11 protein-coding genes are annotated in these 20,947 nt (G+C 35.8%); 1 reads left to right on the forward strand and 10 read right to left on the reverse strand.

The window, feature by feature from the left end; all coding sequences use genetic code 11:
• Nucleotides 1–55: 55 nt before the first annotated feature.
• From GTZ96_RS00350 to GTZ96_RS00390, 9 genes are all read right to left on the reverse strand, one after another.
• On the reverse strand, nucleotides 56–3,481 hold the full coding sequence (locus GTZ96_RS00350; protein ID WP_161640394.1) for a glycosyl hydrolase: 3,426 nt from the start codon (nucleotides 3,479–3,481) through the stop codon (nucleotides 56–58).
• A gap of 63 nt (nucleotides 3,482–3,544) precedes the next feature.
• Complete coding sequence (locus GTZ96_RS00355; protein WP_161640395.1) at nucleotides 3,545–6,925, reverse strand: glycoside hydrolase family 2 TIM barrel-domain containing protein; 3,381 nt, start codon at nucleotides 6,923–6,925, stop codon at nucleotides 3,545–3,547.
• A gap of 47 nt (nucleotides 6,926–6,972) precedes the next feature.
• Nucleotides 6,973–8,109: a glycoside hydrolase family protein gene (locus tag GTZ96_RS00360; protein ID WP_161640396.1), complete on the reverse strand. Its 1,137-nt coding sequence runs from the start codon at nucleotides 8,107–8,109 to the stop codon at nucleotides 6,973–6,975.
• A gap of 269 nt (nucleotides 8,110–8,378) precedes the next feature.
• Entirely contained in the window at nucleotides 8,379–10,064 is a 1,686-nt protein-coding gene (locus GTZ96_RS00365; protein ID WP_235972817.1) for a glycoside hydrolase family protein, read from the reverse strand.
• 64 nt (nucleotides 10,065–10,128) lie between these two features.
• Nucleotides 10,129–12,330, reverse strand: a complete 2,202-nt coding sequence (locus GTZ96_RS00370; RefSeq protein ID WP_161640397.1) for an alpha-L-rhamnosidase-related protein — start codon at nucleotides 12,328–12,330, stop codon at nucleotides 10,129–10,131.
• A gap of 35 nt (nucleotides 12,331–12,365) precedes the next feature.
• Nucleotides 12,366–13,235, reverse strand: a complete 870-nt coding sequence (locus tag GTZ96_RS00375; protein WP_161640398.1) for a hypothetical protein — start codon at nucleotides 13,233–13,235, stop codon at nucleotides 12,366–12,368.
• A gap of 35 nt (nucleotides 13,236–13,270) precedes the next feature.
• The gene (locus GTZ96_RS00380; protein ID WP_161640399.1) at nucleotides 13,271–14,854 is read right to left on the reverse strand and encodes a sodium:solute symporter; all 1,584 of its coding nucleotides are present in this window, start codon (nucleotides 14,852–14,854) and stop codon (nucleotides 13,271–13,273) included.
• A complete protein-coding gene (locus GTZ96_RS00385) occupies nucleotides 14,851–15,915 on the reverse strand; it encodes a Gfo/Idh/MocA family protein (protein WP_161640400.1) in 1,065 nt (354 codons plus the stop codon). Before GTZ96_RS00385 ends, GTZ96_RS00380 begins: the two co-directional genes overlap by 4 nt.
• 110 nt (nucleotides 15,916–16,025) lie before the next feature.
• Entirely contained in the window at nucleotides 16,026–18,527 is a 2,502-nt protein-coding gene (locus GTZ96_RS00390; protein ID WP_161640401.1) for an L-rhamnose mutarotase, read from the reverse strand.
• Between the two features lie 280 nt (nucleotides 18,528–18,807).
• Between GTZ96_RS00390 and GTZ96_RS00395 the strand changes: the two genes are divergently transcribed.
• Nucleotides 18,808–19,758 (forward strand): helix-turn-helix domain-containing protein, encoded by a 951-nt coding sequence (locus tag GTZ96_RS00395; protein ID WP_161640402.1) that lies wholly within the window; start codon nucleotides 18,808–18,810, stop codon nucleotides 19,756–19,758.
• A 154-nt stretch (nucleotides 19,759–19,912) separates the two neighbouring features.
• On the opposite strand, the gene GTZ96_RS00400 is transcribed toward GTZ96_RS00395, so the two are convergent.
• On the reverse strand, nucleotides 19,913–20,866 hold the full coding sequence (locus GTZ96_RS00400) for an HU domain-containing protein (protein WP_161640403.1): 954 nt from the start codon (nucleotides 20,864–20,866) through the stop codon (nucleotides 19,913–19,915).
• Between the last annotated feature and the right edge of the window lie 81 nt (nucleotides 20,867–20,947).

The following is a 20,947-nucleotide window of genomic DNA, read 5'->3' on the forward strand; positions in this document are numbered from 1 at the left end:
AATAGTTGCTCTCGTCATGGGATTGCTTCGTTCCTCGCAATGACCCTTTGAATGATTATTTCTCTTTTACAATCCTAACAGGACCTAACAATCCCGCTTTCAACAAATTCTCTGATTCAACTAAACGATAAGGAGCGGTTGTCCAAGTTAATCGTTCTTTTTCTGGTAATTTTTGATCACCAATTAATCGATTCGCCCATGTATTGGTAATCTTTATAATAATCGTATTTTTTCCTTTTTTCAATGCTTGCGAAATATCCGTTTTATAAGGAAAAGTCCAAATCGTACCACAATCTTTGCCATTAATATTCACTTCTGCAATATTGGCAATGGTACCTAAATCAATCCAGATTTTATCAGCATCTTTTCCTTTCCAAACAAAATCTTTTTTATAAACCGCTGTTCCCGAATAATATTTAATTTGGTCGTTTGTTGAAGTACTCCAATCAAAAAGTGTATTGATTTTCAATACTTCTTTCGGACCTTTAAATTCAGCATCGAATTGCAATTCCCAATTTTCATCTAAAGTTTGTACTGTTTGAAACTCAACACTGTTTTGATTTCCTTTCGCTGAAAGTGCTGCAGTTTCCTCTTTAAAAATAACAAAACCTGATTCATTTGCATCTAAAGTTAGCGAAACAATGGTTCTTCCATTTTCAATTTTCCAATTGGCTAATTCCGAACTTTTATCAGTTACCGGATTGTACCAAACTGGAACTTTTCCAGCAATTCGAAACGAAACTTCCAATTGTCTTTTTTCTTGGATTTGATTCGAAAGAAAATAAATTTCTTCGTCCCCATTTTTTCGGTGTGTCCAGGCAATCGAACTTCTGTCATTGTTTTTAGCATCCGAAAATAAAACATCTGCCTCGATTCCTATTTTTGCAAAATCATTATCTAAAAACGGAAGCACAATAACTGTTCCTTTTCCTAGCTTCCATGAAGTAGAACCTTGCTCATTTTTAGTTGTCTCTTTTCCTTTTGTCCATAATTCGTCAACAACAGCCTGCCATTTTTTAGCCTCTAAATCCGATTGAAAACTTGGTGTATCCATTGGTTTTTCATCAATAAATACCGTAGCTCCTTCTTTTACTAATTGCAGTATTTTTTCGGCTGTAGCTAAAGAAATAATCTTATTTGGCGCCATTCTTCGACTTCCTGGAAACAATAAAGCTCCGTATTCAATTCCGCCGCCAAAAGTCACTTTTCCATTTTCAACCTTCGCTCTGTTCAGTAAAACATCAGCATTAAAAGAATCGTATTGGTAGCCATTCATAGGATTTACCCATTGTGATAAATCGGTATTATTTTTCGAATAGGTAACTTCTTTTGGCATTTTTGTTGTCGGCTGCCCTTCATTTTCTAATCGTATTTTTTCACTTGCCACCCTTTCTTTTCCAAAAACATTTGGAATAAAAGGAAACAAACGATCTGGAACTAGCGAACGTGATGGCAAATCTTCGCCAATAAAAACCGCTAAATCCACCACTGGTTTTCCTTTTTGCAATTGCAATTGCACTCTTTGGCAATAATCAAACCAAGCTTTTCCTGGTTTCCACCAAGTTTGGTCTCTTTGAACAAAAGTTCCAATATCGTCCAGAGTCATCCCCGGTTTTCTGTCTGTCCATGGATTATGAACAAAAACATGATAGAAAAAACGGTTGATTCCGAGTGCATAATTTCTATCAGCCAGCGTTTTTAAATTCCCCGGATGTTCATCCCAATCCATTCGTAAAGCGGTAAAAGCTTCCGCTTGAATAATATCTTTTCCATAAATATGTCCTCCCGAAATAGCGTCTAACATATCAAATGGCTTATCATGCGTAGGGCTTTTTAACCAAAATTCCCCGCTTGGATAATCCACATATTTAAAATGCAGCAAAGCATCGCTCATCATTGTTGGCGCCACATTTTCGGAACTAAACTTCACATTCGTTTTTTTAGCGATATCAGCAACCGTTCCATAAAAGTTATCGGCTACTAATTCCGCTATTGTTTTTCGAACATCATATAAAACCTTTTCAGAAGTCGACACATTTTCGATAGGAATTCCAGCCATTACTGGCAAATAATCCACTATATCATAACCGCGACGTTTTTTAAATTCTGCCTGAAAAACTGAAGACCAATTCTGGCTTCCGCATTCCCAGCTATCCAAATGTAAAATTTCCAATACTCTTGAAGCCAATTCAGGACCAGCGGTACGAATAGCTTCACCAAACCAATGATCCAGTTGAAAACGAATCAGCTCAGGATTGAATTTATCTACTTCCAAACCTTTTCCTGCTCCACCAGTAGCATTTTCATGCCCTGTAGAAGTGTGTCCCATTCGGATAATTTTCCATTTTCCTTTTGGTGCTTTCCAATTTAAATTGCCATTAGCATCAACAAATTTTGAAATATTGATAAGGACTGATTTCTTAAACGAATCAGAATTCGGAATTTGTTCCGCAGTTGTTGTTGGACTCAATCGCCATACAGCTCCTGATTTTCCTTCGAAATTATCAATTAAAGATTGGTTCGAAAGCGTGATTTTACTCACTTTTAAATTCTGTTTCCATTTGGCAAAATCCAAATCTTCTGCTCCAGGTTCAGTCCCTGTAACATCATAAACAAATCGGAAATATTTAGCCGTTACGGGTTTGATCGAATGTGTATGATGCGCATCCATATCTTGCCAACCGTGGCGCGGAGCAATCATTCTTTCGTGAAACTTAAAATGAACACCATCATCACTTACCTGAACAATTAGACGTTGTGCCTGAAAATCTCTGCCTTTAGTTTCAATTACAATCGATTTACAATTGAAAGGTTTTTCAAATTCATACTGAATCCATCCATCTTCGGCCAATCTAAAATTATCGTCTTTTTTAGCATCAGCCAAAAACGAAGCATCGGTATTGTTTGAAGTTGTAACCTTTGGTAATAATTCCTGCGAATTGATTGTATTTTCTTTTATCGGAATGGCAAAAGTGGCAATGTCTTTATAGTATTCTTTATAATGCTCTGGAGCAGCCAACTTTCTAACAATAGTTTTTCCTCCAACTAATTCCGTTGTTGACCAAACTACTTTTTGCATCGACATTTCGGGTGTAATCCAAGGTCCTCCAGCAACGGCAAAGCCATCGGCAGCATGAAACGCTAATTTTAACCCCAAACGATCCGCTTCGACGAAAGCCCAACGCACCATATCCCAAAATTCAGGACTCAGTTGTAAAACCGGCGGCTCTATTAATGGTGGAGTGCTCGGCCCTTTTATCGTCATCAAATAAGCACCTGCAATTCCAGCTTGTTTCATCGCTTCTAAGTCGGCAGTAATGCCCACTTTAGAATACGCCGATTTCATCCAATACCAATACACCCAAGGCTTTGAGGATTCAATTGTTGGCTGAAACAATACATTTTCTTTCTTATGAATTTCCTGTGCAGAAACTATTCCTGCAAGAAGTAGAATAAAAAAGAGGTGCTTTTTTTGAAACATTGCTATTCTTATTCAATCCTGTCAGGGTTCAAAACCCTGACAGGATTTGGTTTACGTTAAAAATTAATATTTAAATTTCTTCAAACTAGTTTCCAAACCGTTTTTCGCATCCGTAAAAGGAATTAAATAAAAACTATATTGATAATCTCCGGATTTAATTTGATATTTTTCTAAAGGCGCAGCTACTGGCGACCAGCTGTCATTTCCACCCACACCCATTTGAATTAAATCGATATTCACCGTTAAAAACCCTGGATCTTTTAAGTCAAAAGTATGCACTGCAGCGCTTAAGTTTTCCTGCGTATAAGGCCATGCGCTCATACTCAACGCTTTTGCATCATTTACAACCAATAATCCTTTATTTTTTTGAGGCGTTGTAAACGCCATCCATCTCACTTCGGTTCTGTTTGCATTTTCCTGAGGCTTTACATAATGCTCCAGAAAATCATTAATTGGCAAAGAATATTTCCCAACAAACGATCCAAAACTTCTGTCAATATAATTCTCTAATTCTCCTTTTCCATACCAGGAAATCTGATCGAATTTTCTTTGAACTCCCATTTGCATTCCTATTTTAGGAATGTTTGGCAGTTTATTAGTCGCTTTCAAACTGTAATCTACTTTTATCAATCCGTCTGGTTTGATGTTGTAAACCACATTTACACTCGCGCTGTCTTTCATAATTTCGTAATCGCTGATGATTTTAATTTCAGAAGCTGATTTATCGATTTTAACATTTACCAATTTTGGTTTGGCTTTATACCATTGTTTCAACACCTTTTGTGCCTTCCAACCTCTTTTATCATTATCCGTAAGTGGTCTAACAAAATTAGGTAGCAACGGTGCAAAAACTTGTTCTTCTCCATTGAAAATATACGAGCTTAAAGCACCATTTGCTTTACTTATAGTAATATCGAACGTTTTTCCTTTGATTTTAAAATCAGAATCTGATTCGGAAACATTTAAATTCTCCTTTTTAGATTCAGAAACAACAATTTCTTTCTTTTTTAGCAAAAACTGATCTTCTGCAACAGCATAACCTTTAGAAGCCCAAAGTTCCTCTTTCGAAAGTTGGAATTCAATATTCAAAAAGTATTCCGCATCCGATTTCATTTTTGGTAAATACGGATTCACATTCAACGTTGTCGATTGTCCCGCTTCTACATTGAATGGTTTTAAAATCTGGGTTTTGATTACATTTCCATTTTCTAAAATTTTCAAAACCGGAGTATAATCGGCTAAAGATTTGACCGCCTGACGATTTTTAATCTCTAATTGATTCCCATTTTTTAAAGTCGAAGTCGCTGGCTGATACACCCATTTATTTTCATAAATCGAGCCTTTGGGTTTTCCGTTAGAATCGACAATTCCTTTGGTGTTGAAGTTTCCATCGTGGTATTTTTCTCCAAAATCTCCTCCGTGAGCAAAAAATTCCTGACCTGTTTTTGGATCTTTCTTTAACAATCCTTGGTCTTTAAATTCCCAAATACAGCCACCAATAACTCTCGGTAGCGAACGGAATTCATCCCACAATTCTTTTAGATTTCCAACCGAATTCCCCATAGCATGAGAATATTCGACAAAAATAATTGGTCTAGTATCTTTCTTTTGATCCACCAAAAATTTAGGTGTAAAAACGCCCGGATAGAATCGGCTGACCATATCCACATAGGAATCATCCTGTGGATTTTCGAATCGGTAGGCGTGATCAATTGTTTTAGGATATCTTGGATCCAATGGATCGATATAACCATCTAATTTAGCATTTCCCTGTGCCGGTTCATAATGCACGGGACGCGTAATATCAAAATCGTGAACCCAACCCGACATCGCCGAGTGGTTTGGCCCTTTCCCACCTTCGTTTCCTAAACTCCACATCACTACTGATGGGTGATTTTTATCTCTTTCCACCATTCGGGTCATGCGCTCTAAATAAGCATTTGTCCATTTTGGATCATTGGCTAATTTTCCACCGATTCCGTGCGTTTCCTGATTGGCTTCGTCCATTACCATGATTCCGTATTGATCACACAATTCATAAAAATAAGGATCGTTTGGATAATGGCTTGTTCGAATAAAATTGAAATTGAACTTTTTAATTGTTGTGATATCTTGCTTGATATCGTCTCTGTTCAAAGCCTTCCCTTTGGTTGGATGTTGATCGTGACGATTTACCCCATACACATAAGTCTCTTTTCCGTTGATGAGCATCTTTCCATTTTCTTTCGAAAACTCAATCGAACGGAAACCTACTTTACAACTTTTAGCTTCGGTAATATTTCCTTTTGGATCTTTTATCGAAACCACCAAAGTATACAAATTTGGTTCTTCCGAACTCCATTTTTTAGGATTTTTGATGGTTTCCTGAAACATTCCAAAACGAACATTATCCAAACGAGGATAACTTTCGTTAATCATATCAATGACCGGTTTTTGAAGCGGCTCTTTAAACATGGCCACATTATTAGCATCGTACAATTGAACATTAAAAGTATAATCTTTAATTTTTTCTCCTGTTAGATTTTCTACTTTTGGACGCAATTTAAAAATAGCATCTGTGTATTGTTTGTCTAATTTGGTTTGAACAAAGAAATCCTGAATACGCAACTTTGGCTCAGCCATAATAAAAACTTCACGCTGAATTCCGCTTACACGCCAGTGATCCTGATCTTCAAGATATGAACCATCTGCCCAGCGAATCACCTGAACTGAAACTACATTTTCTCCTTCTTTTAAATAAGGCGTAATATCAAATTCGGACGGAAGACAGCTGTCTTCTCCATAACCCAGAAATTCTCCGTTCAGCCAAACCTGAAAACCTGAACTTACTCCGCCAAAATGTAAAGTTACGGTCATATCTTTCCAGTTTACAGGAACGGTAAAACTGCGTTGATACGAACCAATTCCGTTATAATCTTTAGGAATATAAGGTGGATTTATGGGTCTAAAAGGATACACCGCACTTTTGTAAATTGGAATATCATAACCTTTCATTTCCCAGTTGGAAGGCACTTCAATTTTGTCCCAACCCGATACGGTACTTTTATAAAAATCTTTAGAAGCTTCTTTAAGATTTGATGCATATTTAAAATTCCAATCGCCATTCAGCATTTGGATTCTGCTCTTAGTTCTGTCGCCTTTTAACGCATCTTCAATATTGGTATACGAATATGCCGTTGCTCTGGATGGCTGTCTGTTAATGCTGGTAACTGTCGGATCTTCCCAAGGCGCAAATTCATACTTTTTATGTAATTCAGGAATTCCCGCAGGTTCGCCGGTTACGGATTGGGCATTCCCTAAAAAGGGAAGTATTAAGACAAAAGTATTAAGTATTAAGACCGATATACCCAGACGAGCTGAATTTGAAAACACTAATGGCTTCGAACATTTTTCCTCAAAAAAATGCTGAACAAAATGGATTATATTTCTTTTATTTAATTTCAAAACTTACTATTTAAATCTTAATACTTAATTCTATCTACTTAATACTTTTATTTCTTTTCTTTTTTCTCTGGTGGTGCAACAAAGTTCATTTCACTCTTACCTATATCTTTTGAAGTCGCTACTGCAATTCCTCGTTGTTCTGCTTTATTTACCGCACAATAAAAATGGTATACTACACCGTTGTGTTTTACTACAAATGATTTATGGGCAAACATATTATCATACTGTTCTGAAGATTCAATCAAATTAGCACCTTTCCATTCTTTCCAGTTTACTAAGTCATTCGAAACAGCAAATCGGTTAAATGCTCCTTGATTCCAACCGGTCCAAAAAGCTCCAAAATAGAACATTACCCAGGTATCGTTAATGCGCTGAATAAAAGCATCACCTGTAATTCCTTTATGGTGATTTAGCAAAGCTTTTTTACCATAACGTTTCCAGGTTTTCATATCGTTAGAAACTGCCATACCAATACGTTCAGCACCTTTTGCCGGGTTCAAACTATCTCCACGGGCATTGTAATACATGATAAATTTACTTCCGGTAATTCGCTCTTTATCTTCAATCACCGAGTTTTTATACATCGTACTGTTGTCCCAAAAACTTACATCTTTATCTTTTGGCGTTAAAACAGGTTTAGGCAAACGTTCAAATTCGTGCGCTTTGGTTGGTGATTCCTTAGTGTAAGCCATCCCGATTGATAAAACACCTGCTTCATATCCGGTGGTATTTCCACCAAAATAACTCATCCAGTATTTATCATCGTATTTTTCCCATTTGTAGCTTCCGCCCCAAGTAGGGTCTTGTAATGAAATATAACCCGCTTTTTGGTTTACATCCCAATGCGTTTCATTTTCAGAAAATGACATTACTTTTCCTAAATGCTTCCAATGCAATAAATCATCACTTTCAGCCAACCACGTTTCATAACCTCTTCCATCATAAATCAAATAAGTCATAAACCATTTTCCATCTTTTCTAAAAACAGAAGGACAGTCCATTTTATAGGAGTTATCCGTTGGTACCATTACCAAACCGTATTTATAAGGTGTTTTAATTTCGTTATAAATCTCTTGCATTACATTCTCTGTAATTTCTCTTTTCTTCAATTTAGGAGAACAAGAAACTGCAAAAGCTGCAACTAATAGAATGGCAAAAAATGGAACTATTTTTATATTTTTCATTTAATAATTATTATCTTTCTTTTGAAATTCTTTGATTATTCAGATTCTTTTTCGAACAAAAGAAAATCCTATAACTTTAATGCCAATTGACAAAGTTATCCAAAACCTACAACGATTTAGTATAAGATTTTCTCGAAATACTATAGCATATTATCATCGCCAAAAACAATATTTTTGCAGCTATCTTATTTTATTCTAAGCTCTAACAAATTTTACGCTAAAAGTCCGACTAAGATAAAATACTATCATAATCAGGCTTTAATTTTAAATTATTTATCGAATGCTTCTAATCTCGATTTAAGCACCTCTTGATTTAATTTCACTTTCACCATTCCTGTGGGATGAAATCTTTTTTTCAAATCAATTGCATTGTACACAATTGTATAAACATCGTTTCCTTCGGGAATTAAACACAACGGAGTACGCATAATATCCCACCATTTAGCAACCTTAGTTTCTATAGGCCAATAATGTGCTTCTGACCAATTTACTCCATCTTTAGACAGCGAATAGCCCATCATATTAGGCAAATGATGTCCCCAGCCGTCTGGTCCTCCATCAAAAATAGCGATGTACAAACCATTTGGAAGTTGGCTCACAATAGGATTTTCGACAAATAAAGGATGTATCGACTTTATTGGTTCTAAACCTTTATTTAATCTTGTCCAAGGTCCTTCTAAACTATTGGATTCTGCCAAAGCCACAAACCAACCTTTTCCGGATTTCTTAGGATAATCAGCCCAAGTTTCGAATGGATAAGCTCCGCTGTAAAATCCAAACCATTTTTCGCCCACCTGATACGGAAAAAAAGAAGCCACTCCCTGACGTCCTTCCCAAGGCTGAGAGTCCAATCCTGGTTCCATAATAATTCCCATATCTTTATAAGGACCACCAATTCCATTAATTCCATCGACTGTTGATTCACAACGCCAAATACGGCCAAAAGAATGATTCGGCTGAATTTCTTTATGAACCGTGTAAGCCAAATAATAGCCATACCATTTGTTTGCTTTTTTGTTAAAAACAGGCATGTAAGACCAAATTGCCCCACGACGATCGTTCATTGGATTATCATCTTCCGTTAATGCATACGTTCCGCTGGCTTGATAAATGGTTGATTCGCGTTTCCAGTGGATTGCATCTTTACTGGTCCAATGTCCAATTTTAGTTTTTACACGGTCATAGTACATTTCGACGCCCACTTCTCCTGCTCTTTCTGTTGGAAACATGTGATACGTATCGCCTACTTTTACCACACGACCACCTTCAAAACCACCTTGAATTCCTTCAGTCCCTAGAAATCCTTCATCAATTACGGGTTTGTTTTCGCCGCCAATAATTCCGAACAAAGGTTTCTCATCTGAGAATCCTTCAACAATAAAAGTTGGATTCCAAAGCTTTCCATCAGGAAATTCAGCATTTCTAGAAACCAAATTTTGGCTACTTTTCACTGCACCTAAAACAACAAATAATCCTTTTGTATTAGGCAAAATAGCGTGTGTCCCTTTCGAATAAGAAATCGCATATACATTTACCGCAGGCAAACCCGTAACGGTTACTCCATTTTCAAGAATCAGCTTTGCCTTATCAACCGTCGATACCTGTAAATAATCTTTGTTGTCTTTTTCCTGAAAAACACCAACAAGCAATTGTACATTCTCTTTGAATTTCAGTTTCAAAGGCGCATTCGTTCCATTTTTATATTGATCCAAAGGAAGCGTTACTCCTGTAAGTCCTTCTAATTCGGGAGCCAATCGGACAATATTGTTTTTACTATTCGAAAAAACATGCGCATATTGTGTGGTTTTGAACGTCTTGTAATCAGACTTCACCACTTCAAAAGGAGCCGATTTCCAAGCTGATTTTTTTACAGCATTCGACTCTTGGCCTTGAGCCAGAAATGAAAAACTTAAAAAGAATAAGCCTAAAAATATCGATTTAATTTTTTTTATCATTTTTACAGCATTTAATCCTTTCAGGGTTTTGAACCCTGAAAGGATTGAATTAATACCTAAATTTTTAAAGTGCTTTATAACTTACTTTATATTCAACATTTGGCTTAACCGTCAATTGGTATTTGTTTTTAGCCAATTCTGTAATCGTTCCCGAATTGGTTTTTGGCTTGCTTTTACTTTCGAAAACCAATTTTCCTTCTCCTTCAGCCGCTTTTACTTTGATTTCCGATTTGCTTACATACAAGGCCACTTCACCTTTTGGTGTTGGTACTTTTCCTTCCATCCATTGCAAACCACCTAAATTCGGTTTGATTTCATATTCAGCATAACCTGGAGCTGTTGGTTTTACACCTAAATAATATTTTCCTAGTAAATAAATTGGGCTAGAACCCCAGGCGTGGCAAAGACTTTTTCCATAAGGGCGTCCGTACATTGCTAAATGTTCTGTTCCTTTTTTGTTTGGGTTGTATTCTTCCCAGAAAGAAGTAGCGCCTTCTTTTAACATTCCGCCCCAATAGTCTTTCATTTCTTTCAACACATAATCCTGTTCGCCCATAGCACACAAGGCTTCCAACTCGTAAAAACGCATGTATGGTGTTGTGATTTGAAGAATTTTATCATTGAGCAACACCTTCTTTTTTATACTTTGTTTTTGTTCTTCATTAAAATAATTGAAAAAAATACCGAACATATTAGCATATCTGGTTACAATGTCTTGCATTTTACCATCAATACGCTGGTGCTTCATCACGTTTTCTTTTTTATCCCAAAACACCTCAAATAATTTTGTTTTTAAATCAACAGCTAATTTTTGATACTGTTTTTGGTCTTCATTTTCACCTGCAATTTCAGCACTAACTGCCATAGCTTCTAAACTTCTCGCTAAAAGCATTTGCTCAAAACTAACCTCGCCGGTTTTTGGTAATCCGTTCGCCCAATCAATAAAAACCCAATCGCCTTCTAATGGTTCCAGGAATCCGTTTGTATTTCTTCTTTTTAAGCAGAATTCCATCAGTGATTTCATTCGTGGATAAAAAGTTTTAATAAATTTCGTATCGCCCGTGTGTAAATAGTAATCGTAAACACCCACAAACCAATACAGCGAATAATCCATTATGATATTAACATGAGCCGTCACAGGTCCTTTACCACGAAGAGCCAACAGCGTTCGTTCTACGGAAGCCGAATCAAAGAATAAATAATAATTCATTAAATAACTTTGATAAGCGTCACCAGACCAAACCCAGCGGTCACGTTTAATTCCGTCTATAAAAAATTCACGAGAAGTTAAATGCATGGTGTAAGCCGACACATCCCAAATTTTATTCAATTCTTGGTCTGAAGATTTGAATGCACCACGATGTTCTAATGGCAAATACTCATACAGCATCGAAATAGAATCATATTTTACCGTTGCATCTGCTTGTACCTGAACATAGCGGAATGCTTTGGATCCATTATGTGTGTATGTTTGTGGCTGGTTTCCATCAAAAGATAAGTGGTCTAGCGTTTCACATCTGGCAGAATCCAGAGCTTCCTCACGAGATTCGCCATAATAAAGTGCTACTTTACCTTTTCCTTTTAAACCGTGAATTTTAATATAACCAAAAGTTTCTTTACCAAAATCTACCAACTCACCAGCTCCTATTTTTTCTGTTTTTTTTGAGTTCAAAGGTTTGGTTGTTAGTTTAAACCCGGAAGGTTTATTCTCTGATGAATCAAAATTCCAGGAACCAACAGGCACCCATGGTGTACCGGATTGTTGTGCTTTTCCAGCTTCATCAATCCAAAGTTTATCTTCATTGGTCACCTTCCAGGATGCATCCGATTTAACATACTTACCATCAATATAAATAGCTGGCAATACTTCCTGATTATATACTTTAAATGAAATTTTGTGTTTCCCGGCAGGAATTTTTATTGATTTTGGCTGTCCGTAAACCTGAACACCATCTAAAAGTAATTGAAAAGATCCTTCCGAGTAGATTTTTACGTCGTCTGGTTCCGGAATATCTACTTCTGTTTGAAAAGTTACCAAGGCATAAGGACTGTAATATTGCCAAAGCGGTGGAAATACCGCTTCGCGTTCTGTACGTCTTACCTGCATTTTATTGCTTAACCAAACTTCGAAATCTCCTGGGTACCAAACCCATGTAGCTTTTTTTTCTTTTGGCGTTACCTGAGCATTTACATTAACAAAAGCAAATGCCATTACCAAAAGGGACAAAACCGTTAGAGACCTAAAAATTGAAAACTGGTTTTTCATATAAGGTTATATTTATTATTAATTAATTTTATTGCTTATTTAAGTAAAATGCTTTCATCATAAGTCACTACGTATTCTTTTTTACTTTCTAATTTTTCAACACCATTTTGAGTTAGAAAATTTGGACTTACTGATATTAAATTACCTCTATAATTCATTTGATCAGGTTCGTGATAATAAATATCGAATGTAAAGCTATAGCGACCTCCATTTAATTCATCCATCACACCTATATAAGATTGAGGATTAATAGTTTGCCCTATTTTCACAGCAATAGAATTTTCCTCAATACCTGAATAAGATGCGAAAGTTCCATCAGCATGTTCAACAATAATTTCTTTTCGTAGTACTTTTTTAGTTTCTTGAGTTACCTCATCTTTATTAAATACTGTCAAAGTTCTTACATCAACAACAACTCCTTTTCTCATTCCAAAAACACTATCCTGATTGTTCGAATTAACAACATATTTTTTCCATTTTTCTGGACTAATACCTGGCCTAGTACCCCAATAAATCTTCACTTTTTTACCTTTTTTAAATGGTAGCATATAAGTTACCGTAGAATCTAAAGTAGGATTAAGATATCCTTGGGTAACGGTATAACTATAGAAGAAATCAATTTTTTTATTCTTATCTAAGGGTTTTAATTTAAAAAGTAAACCTGAATTAGACGTAACATTCATATTAGGAATACTAGTAGTTTCAGAATTTTCTAATTTTGTAAAATGAATATCAACAATGAAACTCCCTATTCCTTCTTTTGTATATTTAAAATCGACACTATTATCCCCATTCCTAACAGGTGTAATAAAAATTCCAGGAGCTTGCGCATACAAACCATTCTTAATTACCAGAGAAAAAAAGATTACTAAAATAACTAATTTACTTCTTGACATATTTTTCATGCTTTATTGTTATCTAACAAAAATATAAGAATTTTCTAGTTGAAATTAAAAATGAGATATAAAACGATAATTGTTACTCCTAATAAACCAAACAACAATTTCACTCGTTGACTGGTTTGAGGAACATCAGTTTCACTAACAAAAGTGGTTTCCGGGTTTTTATCAAGCAATGAAATGATAATCGCCGCTACTAACAAGACTACAAAAATGTAAAAGGATATTAATAAAAAGTGAGGCCAAATCGCGTATTCATCAGCCGGAAAAATCCATAAATACAAAACTCCTATGAATAAACTAAAAGCAGAACCCCAAGACAAAGTTCCGTTTACCGCTTTTTTTGTAGTGCGTTTCCAAAAAATACTCAACAAAAACACGACAGATAATGAAGGTGCTAAAAAGCCCAAAACTGCCTGAAAAATATTGAATAAATTCTGCCCTTTGATGTTGTCAATAGCTACTGCAATAAGAATAGCAAACACACATCCGGCAGCAATCGTGATACGTCCAATCCTGATTTGATCTTTAATAGTTGCCTCAGGATTGATTTTTTTCACATAAATATCATTGGTAAAAACCGTACTCAACGCATTCAATGACGAACCAATAGTTCCCACCAAAACGGCTATCATCACACAAATTACCAAACCATTCATTCCACTCGGGAATAAATTGGTAACCATCGTCATATAAGCCAAATCAGAACTCTTACCTAATTCAGGAAATAAAACAGAACACAAAATTCCCGGTAAAATAAACAATGGCAATGCCATCACTTTTAACCAACCGATAAAATTCACTCCTAATTGTCCTTGTTCTAAATTCTTAGCACCCAATACACTTTGCACCATCGATTGGTCGGTACAAAAGAAAGCCACGGCAGCAACCGGATATCCTAATAAAATAGCCGGCCAGGGATAATGAGCATCATCACTAGGTCGTACTAAATTCCAAAAATTAGATGGTGTCTTAGCAATCAAAGCTTCAATTCCACCTACTTTTTGTAGTCCTAAATAAGACAAGGTAAGTGAAACCACAATTAACAAAATCATCTGAAACACATTCACTTTGGCAATGGCTTTCAAACCTCCGGCAAAAGTAAAAATCCCAGAAAAAATTACTAAAACGGTCACACTCTGCCACATTGGAATTCCTAAAATCTGGCGTACTAAAACACCTCCACTAAACAATCCCAATGACAACCAGCTCACCAAAATTTTTACCATAGCATACCAGGCCAAAATAGTCTGGGTACTGTCGCCATAACGTTTTCCCATATATTCGGGCATCGTGCTTACTTTGCTGGCAATATAACGCGGCGCAAAAACCATTGCCAAAAGCAGTAAGAAAACAAAGGCATACCATTCAAAATTTCCTGCTACAATTCCGGTTGCATAACCGATACTGGCAAAAGCCAATAATGATGAAGGCCCCACATTAGTCCCCCACATATTAAAACCGATATTATACCAATTCAGCGAATTTCCAGCCAGAAAAAGCGTTTCGTTTTTCTTACTTTGTTTGACACTTACCACATAACCAATGACCAATAAGGTCACTAAATAAACAGCAACTATTATAAAATCTAATGCAGTTAACTTATCGTAGATACTGTTATTCATAGGTTATATTCTTTTAAAATATCAGCAATTTTTACTGGCATTCCTGTTTGTAATGTTCTGTCCATTGCCTGTAATAAGGCTACGGTTCCAATTCCTTCTTTCATGTCCGGATAAGCTGTAAAACCTTGCTCGATACTATCCGCAAAATATTCTAAATAGTTTTGGTATTCCCCGCCATGATGACTTTGTCCTTCAAAACGGAAATAATATTTAAGCGTTGCATCACCCCAGTGAATGATTCTTTCTTCCCCTTCTTTATCGGTAACGGAATAACGCAATTCATGATAATCCGCCTGACTTGCCCCTTCAGTACCTCTTAAAATAACACTCATTCCGCTGTCTCTTTTGGTTGGCTGTGTAGGCGAAGTATACACTCCACTAACTCTGGCAATACGACCATCGGTAGCTTTGAAAATAAAGTGCATCGTATCTTCATTCTTCAAACCAGCCTCTTTTCCGTTGCTGCTTATCATTCCGTAACCCATTACTTCTTCAATATTTGGTAAATACCATCTGATGAAATCCACAGGATGACTTAATCCGCCATACAACCATTTGAATGATTGCAACAACGACCATTCTTTCTTTAAAAACCAACGGTGATCCGCATGATAATGAGATTCAATCGTAATCAAATCACCGATAACTCCTGCTTCGAAATCTTTTCTTTGTCTTTTAGCAGGTTCAAAGAAACGGGAACTCTGTCCCACAAATACTTTCTTACCTGTTTTCTCGCTTAACTCTAATAACTCTTTAGCATCCGAAAGATCATCAATAAAAGGCTTAGTACAAACTACGTGTTTACCGTGCAACAAAGCTTGCTTTACGTGTTCAGCATGCAAATGATCCGGTGTATAAATGGCAATGATATCAATAGATTCGTCTTTTAATAAATCATCATAATTAGTAGTGTAAGCAGGGAAATCAAATTCCTTGGCTCTTTGTTTACACAATTCTTCATTTCTGTCACACACTTTTACCAATTCTACTTTGCTGCTTTCTATAGCTGCTGACATGGTACTTCGTCCTTCTCCAAGACCTAAAATGGCTATTTTTAACATTGATTAGATATATTATTTATTTAATTTTGATTGATGATATTTGATTAACGATTGCTGATTTTTGATTTTTTACATCTGCAATCAACAATCATTAATCTGCATTCTAAAATCTATATTTTCTTCAAAAAGTTCCAAACCTCTCCCGGTTTTGTTCCTTCGATTCCTGTTTGGTATTTTTTCATTATGGCATTCCAGTCGTCAACACGCGGATTATTTTCGGTAGTTTTTGGATTTAGTTTATCCAAACTTTCTCCTTTTGGAATACTGATAACCAACATCAATTGCCTTCCGTTTTTGAAAACCTGCAATTGTTGGAAATCGGCATTACAGAAACCTTTGGCTATTTCCGGCCATTTTTCGAATTGGGTAGCATGATAATCCACATACTCTTTTTGCATTTTGGCATCGTCTACTAAATTAGCCGTCAACACAATGTTTTCCCATTCCGATGCTGGTTTAGAATCTTTACATCTTTCGAAATTCTGAAAATCATAAATTGGATTCTCATAGATTTTGATTTCCAATGCTGGAAAAGCCAAAGCCAATTTTCTTTTGGTTCTTTCCGGCTGATTCATCAAACCGTAAATCACCAGATGATTTTCCCATTGGTACAATTCTTCACCTACAATTCGGAAACCTTTTATCGTCGATTTGATTTTTTCGATATCAAAATCCTTCCCAATTAATTCAATCGCAACCGACTTTGGCATTTCTTGTAATCCCCAGACTTCATCAACAACCACCTCTTTTTTCAGACTGGCATAAGGAGCACGAATACCCGCATTTTCTTTAATTGAGTTGCTTACAAACTGGTTGTTATCCTGCCAAATATTTCCCGCAGGACCATTGTTGTTTTTCAGGGTTTTCTGAATCGGAATCCAGTTGTTTTTTATCGTAAATTTTTGTGAACCTTCATCGGTATATAAATACAACCATAAAAATGGATCGTGCGCATACGGACTGAAATATACTTTGTCAATGTAGTTTTCTTCAATTCGGCTATCTGGCTGAGAAGAAAGCGTGTAAATCCCCGCCACATCATGTAAATGCTTGGCATAATGATGGATTTTATTTGCCAAAATTTTATTGTTTCGCATCACATTTTCAGTGTGTGTCCAACCCCATCCCATCGAAATTCCGCTATAAGCCACATCCGAAATTTCGTTGTGCTCAATAGTCAAATTCTTTATAAAACCAGCTGCAATTCCTAAACATCCCCAATCTTCATTGGCAACATTAGTAATCAAATTATCGGCAACAACTTCATCCGAGCAAACTACTCTTTCATCTTTCGCCGTATAAGGTAAATGCGCCTCGAAAGATTCTTCGGAGAAAACGCCCAGATTGATTCCGTTACCGCCAATGTCTTTAAATAAATTTCCTTGTACTTTATTATGATTTGTTCCTTTATGCAAATCCAATCCTGTGGAAGACAAATGCTCAAAACTACAGGATTCGAATATTGTATTGTTGGCATAATTCACTTCTACAGCCGCTCTTGGTCTTCCTACCCAGCCCTGATTTTCTAAACTTGCCTGATTAGGCGTTCCAGGAACTTTTAATTTATAAGCATCCAACAAATACATTCCCGCCTGCAATGGCACATGACCCTGTTGCGAAGGGCGAAGCCAATTGCTGTACTGAAACGAAATTCCTTTGAAATTAAAATATTGTACAGGAGTATCTAAAGTTCCTTTAACATCCACTAAATTTTCTAAAACGGGCGCAGTCACTTTGGCGGAAGCCATATTTTCTCCTGCTCTTGGAATGTAATATATTTTAGCATTTTTTCTGTCCAAATACCATTCACCAGCTTCATTTAATAACGACATTCCGTTGTTTAAGAAGAATGCAGAATTTCCGTTATTTTTAGAAATCCAGGGAGCCGGCCAGGGATGTTCACTCTGGATTCTACTTTCTGGTTTTTCGAATGAAAGTCGGGCGCTGTCTTTTTTAACCTCGATATTTTTGATACGCAAATTGGCAATTGCCCACCATTGCACGATGTACATTTCCATTCCGGGTTGGAATTTAACAGACTTATCCTTAAACGGAATCCAACAAGTTTGCGAATCTTTGTCCCAGGATAAAATACGGTCCATTTTGTTTCCGGCAGTACTTTTAGCTCGCACCGCTTTTACATCATTTACCCAAAGTTGGCGGTAATTGATTGTTTCTCCTCCAATTTCCGGAGCATCAGCTACCCAAACAATTCCAGGTTTTAAACCATTTATTGGAGCTGTTGTTTTTTTCCAATTTTTAATTGCAATTCCACCGCTAAAAATAGGTTTTGCATTCGCATCAGCTTCAATAGTTGTTGGACTATCAGCTGTTCCTGAATCTTCCGGTCTTACAAACAAAGGCTCATCAAAATAATAAGTCCCGTCTTTTATGATAATATGGATTCCTCCTTTTACAGAAGCATCTTTTAATCGACGCAATTCTCTGGCTTTTCTCAATGCCATATGCACCGTTGCCAGCGGACTTGCTTTTGTTCCTTCATTGGCATCATTCCCATTTGTGGCTACCCAAATATCAGCAGCCTGCATTGAAAACGCGGTGAAAAATACCAGCAAAAAGCTCAATAAAGGATGTCGGTTTTTTAGAAACATAAAATATATTTTTAATTATAAATTGAATTCTGATTCTACCAAATTCTTAAAACAGTACTTTTTTACAAATAACAAAATGTAAACGTTATCATTTTTAAAGTAAAAAAAAAGTCTGTCGACTCTAATACACTTGAAATAAATTAATTGGGCTGGGCAAGTTACCTATTTTAATACAAAAAAAATCATATTTTTAAACAACGGTCGATTCTATAAAAACAGATAATATTCTAATAAATAAATTTAATAATTATCTTTATACCAATTTAATACAAAATAATTTATGGATTCCTTTTTATTGCCAAAAACATTAAGAGAGAAAGATGAAAATGGTAATTATGGCGTTTGGTGGCACGAAAACAATCCCGGACCGTTAAAAAAACTGCCTTTTATCCGTCAATTTGGTAGTATGAAATTTTCAAAAGTTCGTATTGATGACACCATGCGTCCGCATCTTAATGACGGAATCGAGATTCATTATGTCAACAGTGGAAAATATGACTGGGTAATTGAAGGCCAAGAAATAGAATTACTACCCGAAAACTTATCGGTTACTGCACCTTGGCACGAAAACGGAAGTATTTCGGGAATCATGGATATTGGTCAAATCAATTGGATTATCATTAAACCTTTTGAATTTTCAAAAAATACGGCTTTAGAATTAGGAAATTGGAGTAAATTATCTAAAAATTTTCAGCAAAATCTGGGAGAAATGATTGGCGATGCCAACAATGCGGTACTCGAAAAGGCAAAGAATTTTAAAAAATACTTTGACGAATTACGAAACGAATTAGCCTTTCAAGAAGAAGGTTTCGAGATAAAAGTTCAAAATATTCTGGAGAATCTTTTTATTGATTTACACCGACAGCTTTCTAATAAAATCCAAAAAAATCAGGAAAGCGACAGTTTTATTGAAAAACTAACGCAATTGCTTCAAAGTGACTTAACGAAGAAATGGCACATTGACGATTTGGCTACGGCCTTTAACATGGGAAAAACCAAATTTACTTATGAAGTAAAAAAACTAACCGGATTTCCACCCAACAGTTTTATTATTAGTTTAAAACTGGAAAAAGCCATCCAGTTAATTCAAAACGAAAAAAACAGCAACATGTCTGAAATTGCTTTTGTCTGCGGATTTTCGTCATTACAACATTTTACTTCTACTTTTTCACAACGCAACGGAATTAGCCCAAGAAAATTCCAGATTCAACAACAGAAAAAAAGAAAATAAATTTTGGAACACAGATAAAACAGATCCAAGAAATTCACACTGATTTATAAATAAAAAATCCGTTACTACCCGATGCATCAGTATAATCCGTGGGCAATACATTAACAAAAAATAGTCCAAAAAAAGCCTATTCTGTTACGAATAGGCTTTTAAATTATAGTGATTCAACCAGCAACCAGGCTTCTGGATTTTCTGATTCCCGAACTTCGTTTTTAACTTTTTGAGCTTCGGCATAAGTAGCAAAACTACCGTAAAGCACAGGGTAAAGACCGTGTTTGTTAACCTCTAATCTTCTGGCTTTATAACCCATTTTAGTTAACTTTTTCAAAACTTGCTCCGCATTACTCTCGTCTCTAAAGGCACCTGCTACCACATGGTAAGACATTTTAACCTCTTTAGTTTCCTTATTTACTTTTACCGAAAGTGTTACCGGAGCCATTGGACTTTTAATAAAAAAAGTAGCTTCCTGGATTTTACTTTCTACTTTCTTTTGCACTGCCTGTTCAACTAAAACTGTTTCAGAAGCGATTTGATTTTGATAAACCGGATAACCAACACTGCCTAATAATCCTAATCCAAGAACAAAAATAGCAGCATATTTCAAATAAGAACGACCATTTCTTTCTTCAGTAACTAAAGAAATAACTGGGCTTTCCTCGATAACTTCTTTAATTTCTACAGAAGAATCTCTTTTAACAACAGGAGATACAAAAGAACTCAAACCAAAAGAACTGGTTAAATAATTTTTTTGCTCTAACGGTGTAAAAACTAAATTATTCGTAGCTGTCAATGCAAAACTACCTACATTTTTAATGGTAAGCATTTTGTTTTGTTCCAATGCTTTTTTCCAATTCAAAACTTCATATTGAATAGCACTAATAGCATATTCATAAGATGTTTTTTCAGCTCTGGCAATATGATTTGCTAATAAACCATCATTGTTTTTAATGTTGGTATTAAAAGAAATCAATTTTTTAGGAGGAAAAAAAGAATTTGCGCTTTCAACCCATTGAGCCGATTGAATTTCAGTCAAAAAAGCACCGAAACCAGGAACGGTAACGCATTGATAACGATATAAAAGTTGGCCTATGTAGTGTTCTATATTCATACAGACAAAGTTATACAATGAAAATAGTTATCAAAATTTTATTCACAATTTTTATTAACAATCTGACCGAAAATTTATACA

This window comes from Flavobacterium undicola, from assembly GCF_009909155.2.
Lineage (GTDB): Bacteria > Bacteroidota > Bacteroidia > Flavobacteriales > Flavobacteriaceae > Flavobacterium > Flavobacterium undicola.

Excerpts from the sequence above, each read along its gene's own strand:
- GTZ96_RS00400 (WP_161640403.1), bottom strand. The coding sequence starts at position 20,866 with ATGAATATAGAACACTACATAGGCCAACTTTTATATCGTTATCAATGC.
- GTZ96_RS00380 (WP_161640399.1), bottom strand. The coding sequence starts at position 14,854 with ATGAATAACAGTATCTACGATAAGTTAACTGCATTAGATTTTATAATA.
- GTZ96_RS00385 (WP_161640400.1), bottom strand. The coding sequence starts at position 15,915 with ATGTTAAAAATAGCCATTTTAGGTCTTGGAGAAGGACGAAGTACCATG.
- GTZ96_RS00375 (WP_161640398.1), bottom strand. The coding sequence starts at position 13,235 with ATGAAAAATATGTCAAGAAGTAAATTAGTTATTTTAGTAATCTTTTTT.
- GTZ96_RS00370 (WP_161640397.1), bottom strand. The coding sequence starts at position 12,330 with ATGAAAAACCAGTTTTCAATTTTTAGGTCTCTAACGGTTTTGTCCCTT.
- GTZ96_RS00350 (WP_161640394.1), bottom strand. The coding sequence starts at position 3,481 with ATGTTTCAAAAAAAGCACCTCTTTTTTATTCTACTTCTTGCAGGAATA.
- GTZ96_RS00365 (WP_235972817.1), bottom strand. The coding sequence starts at position 10,064 with ATGATAAAAAAAATTAAATCGATATTTTTAGGCTTATTCTTTTTAAGT.
- GTZ96_RS00390 (WP_161640401.1), bottom strand. The coding sequence starts at position 18,527 with ATGTTTCTAAAAAACCGACATCCTTTATTGAGCTTTTTGCTGGTATTT.
- GTZ96_RS00360 (WP_161640396.1), bottom strand. The coding sequence starts at position 8,109 with ATGAAAAATATAAAAATAGTTCCATTTTTTGCCATTCTATTAGTTGCA.
- GTZ96_RS00395 (WP_161640402.1), top strand. The coding sequence starts at position 18,808 with ATGGATTCCTTTTTATTGCCAAAAACATTAAGAGAGAAAGATGAAAAT.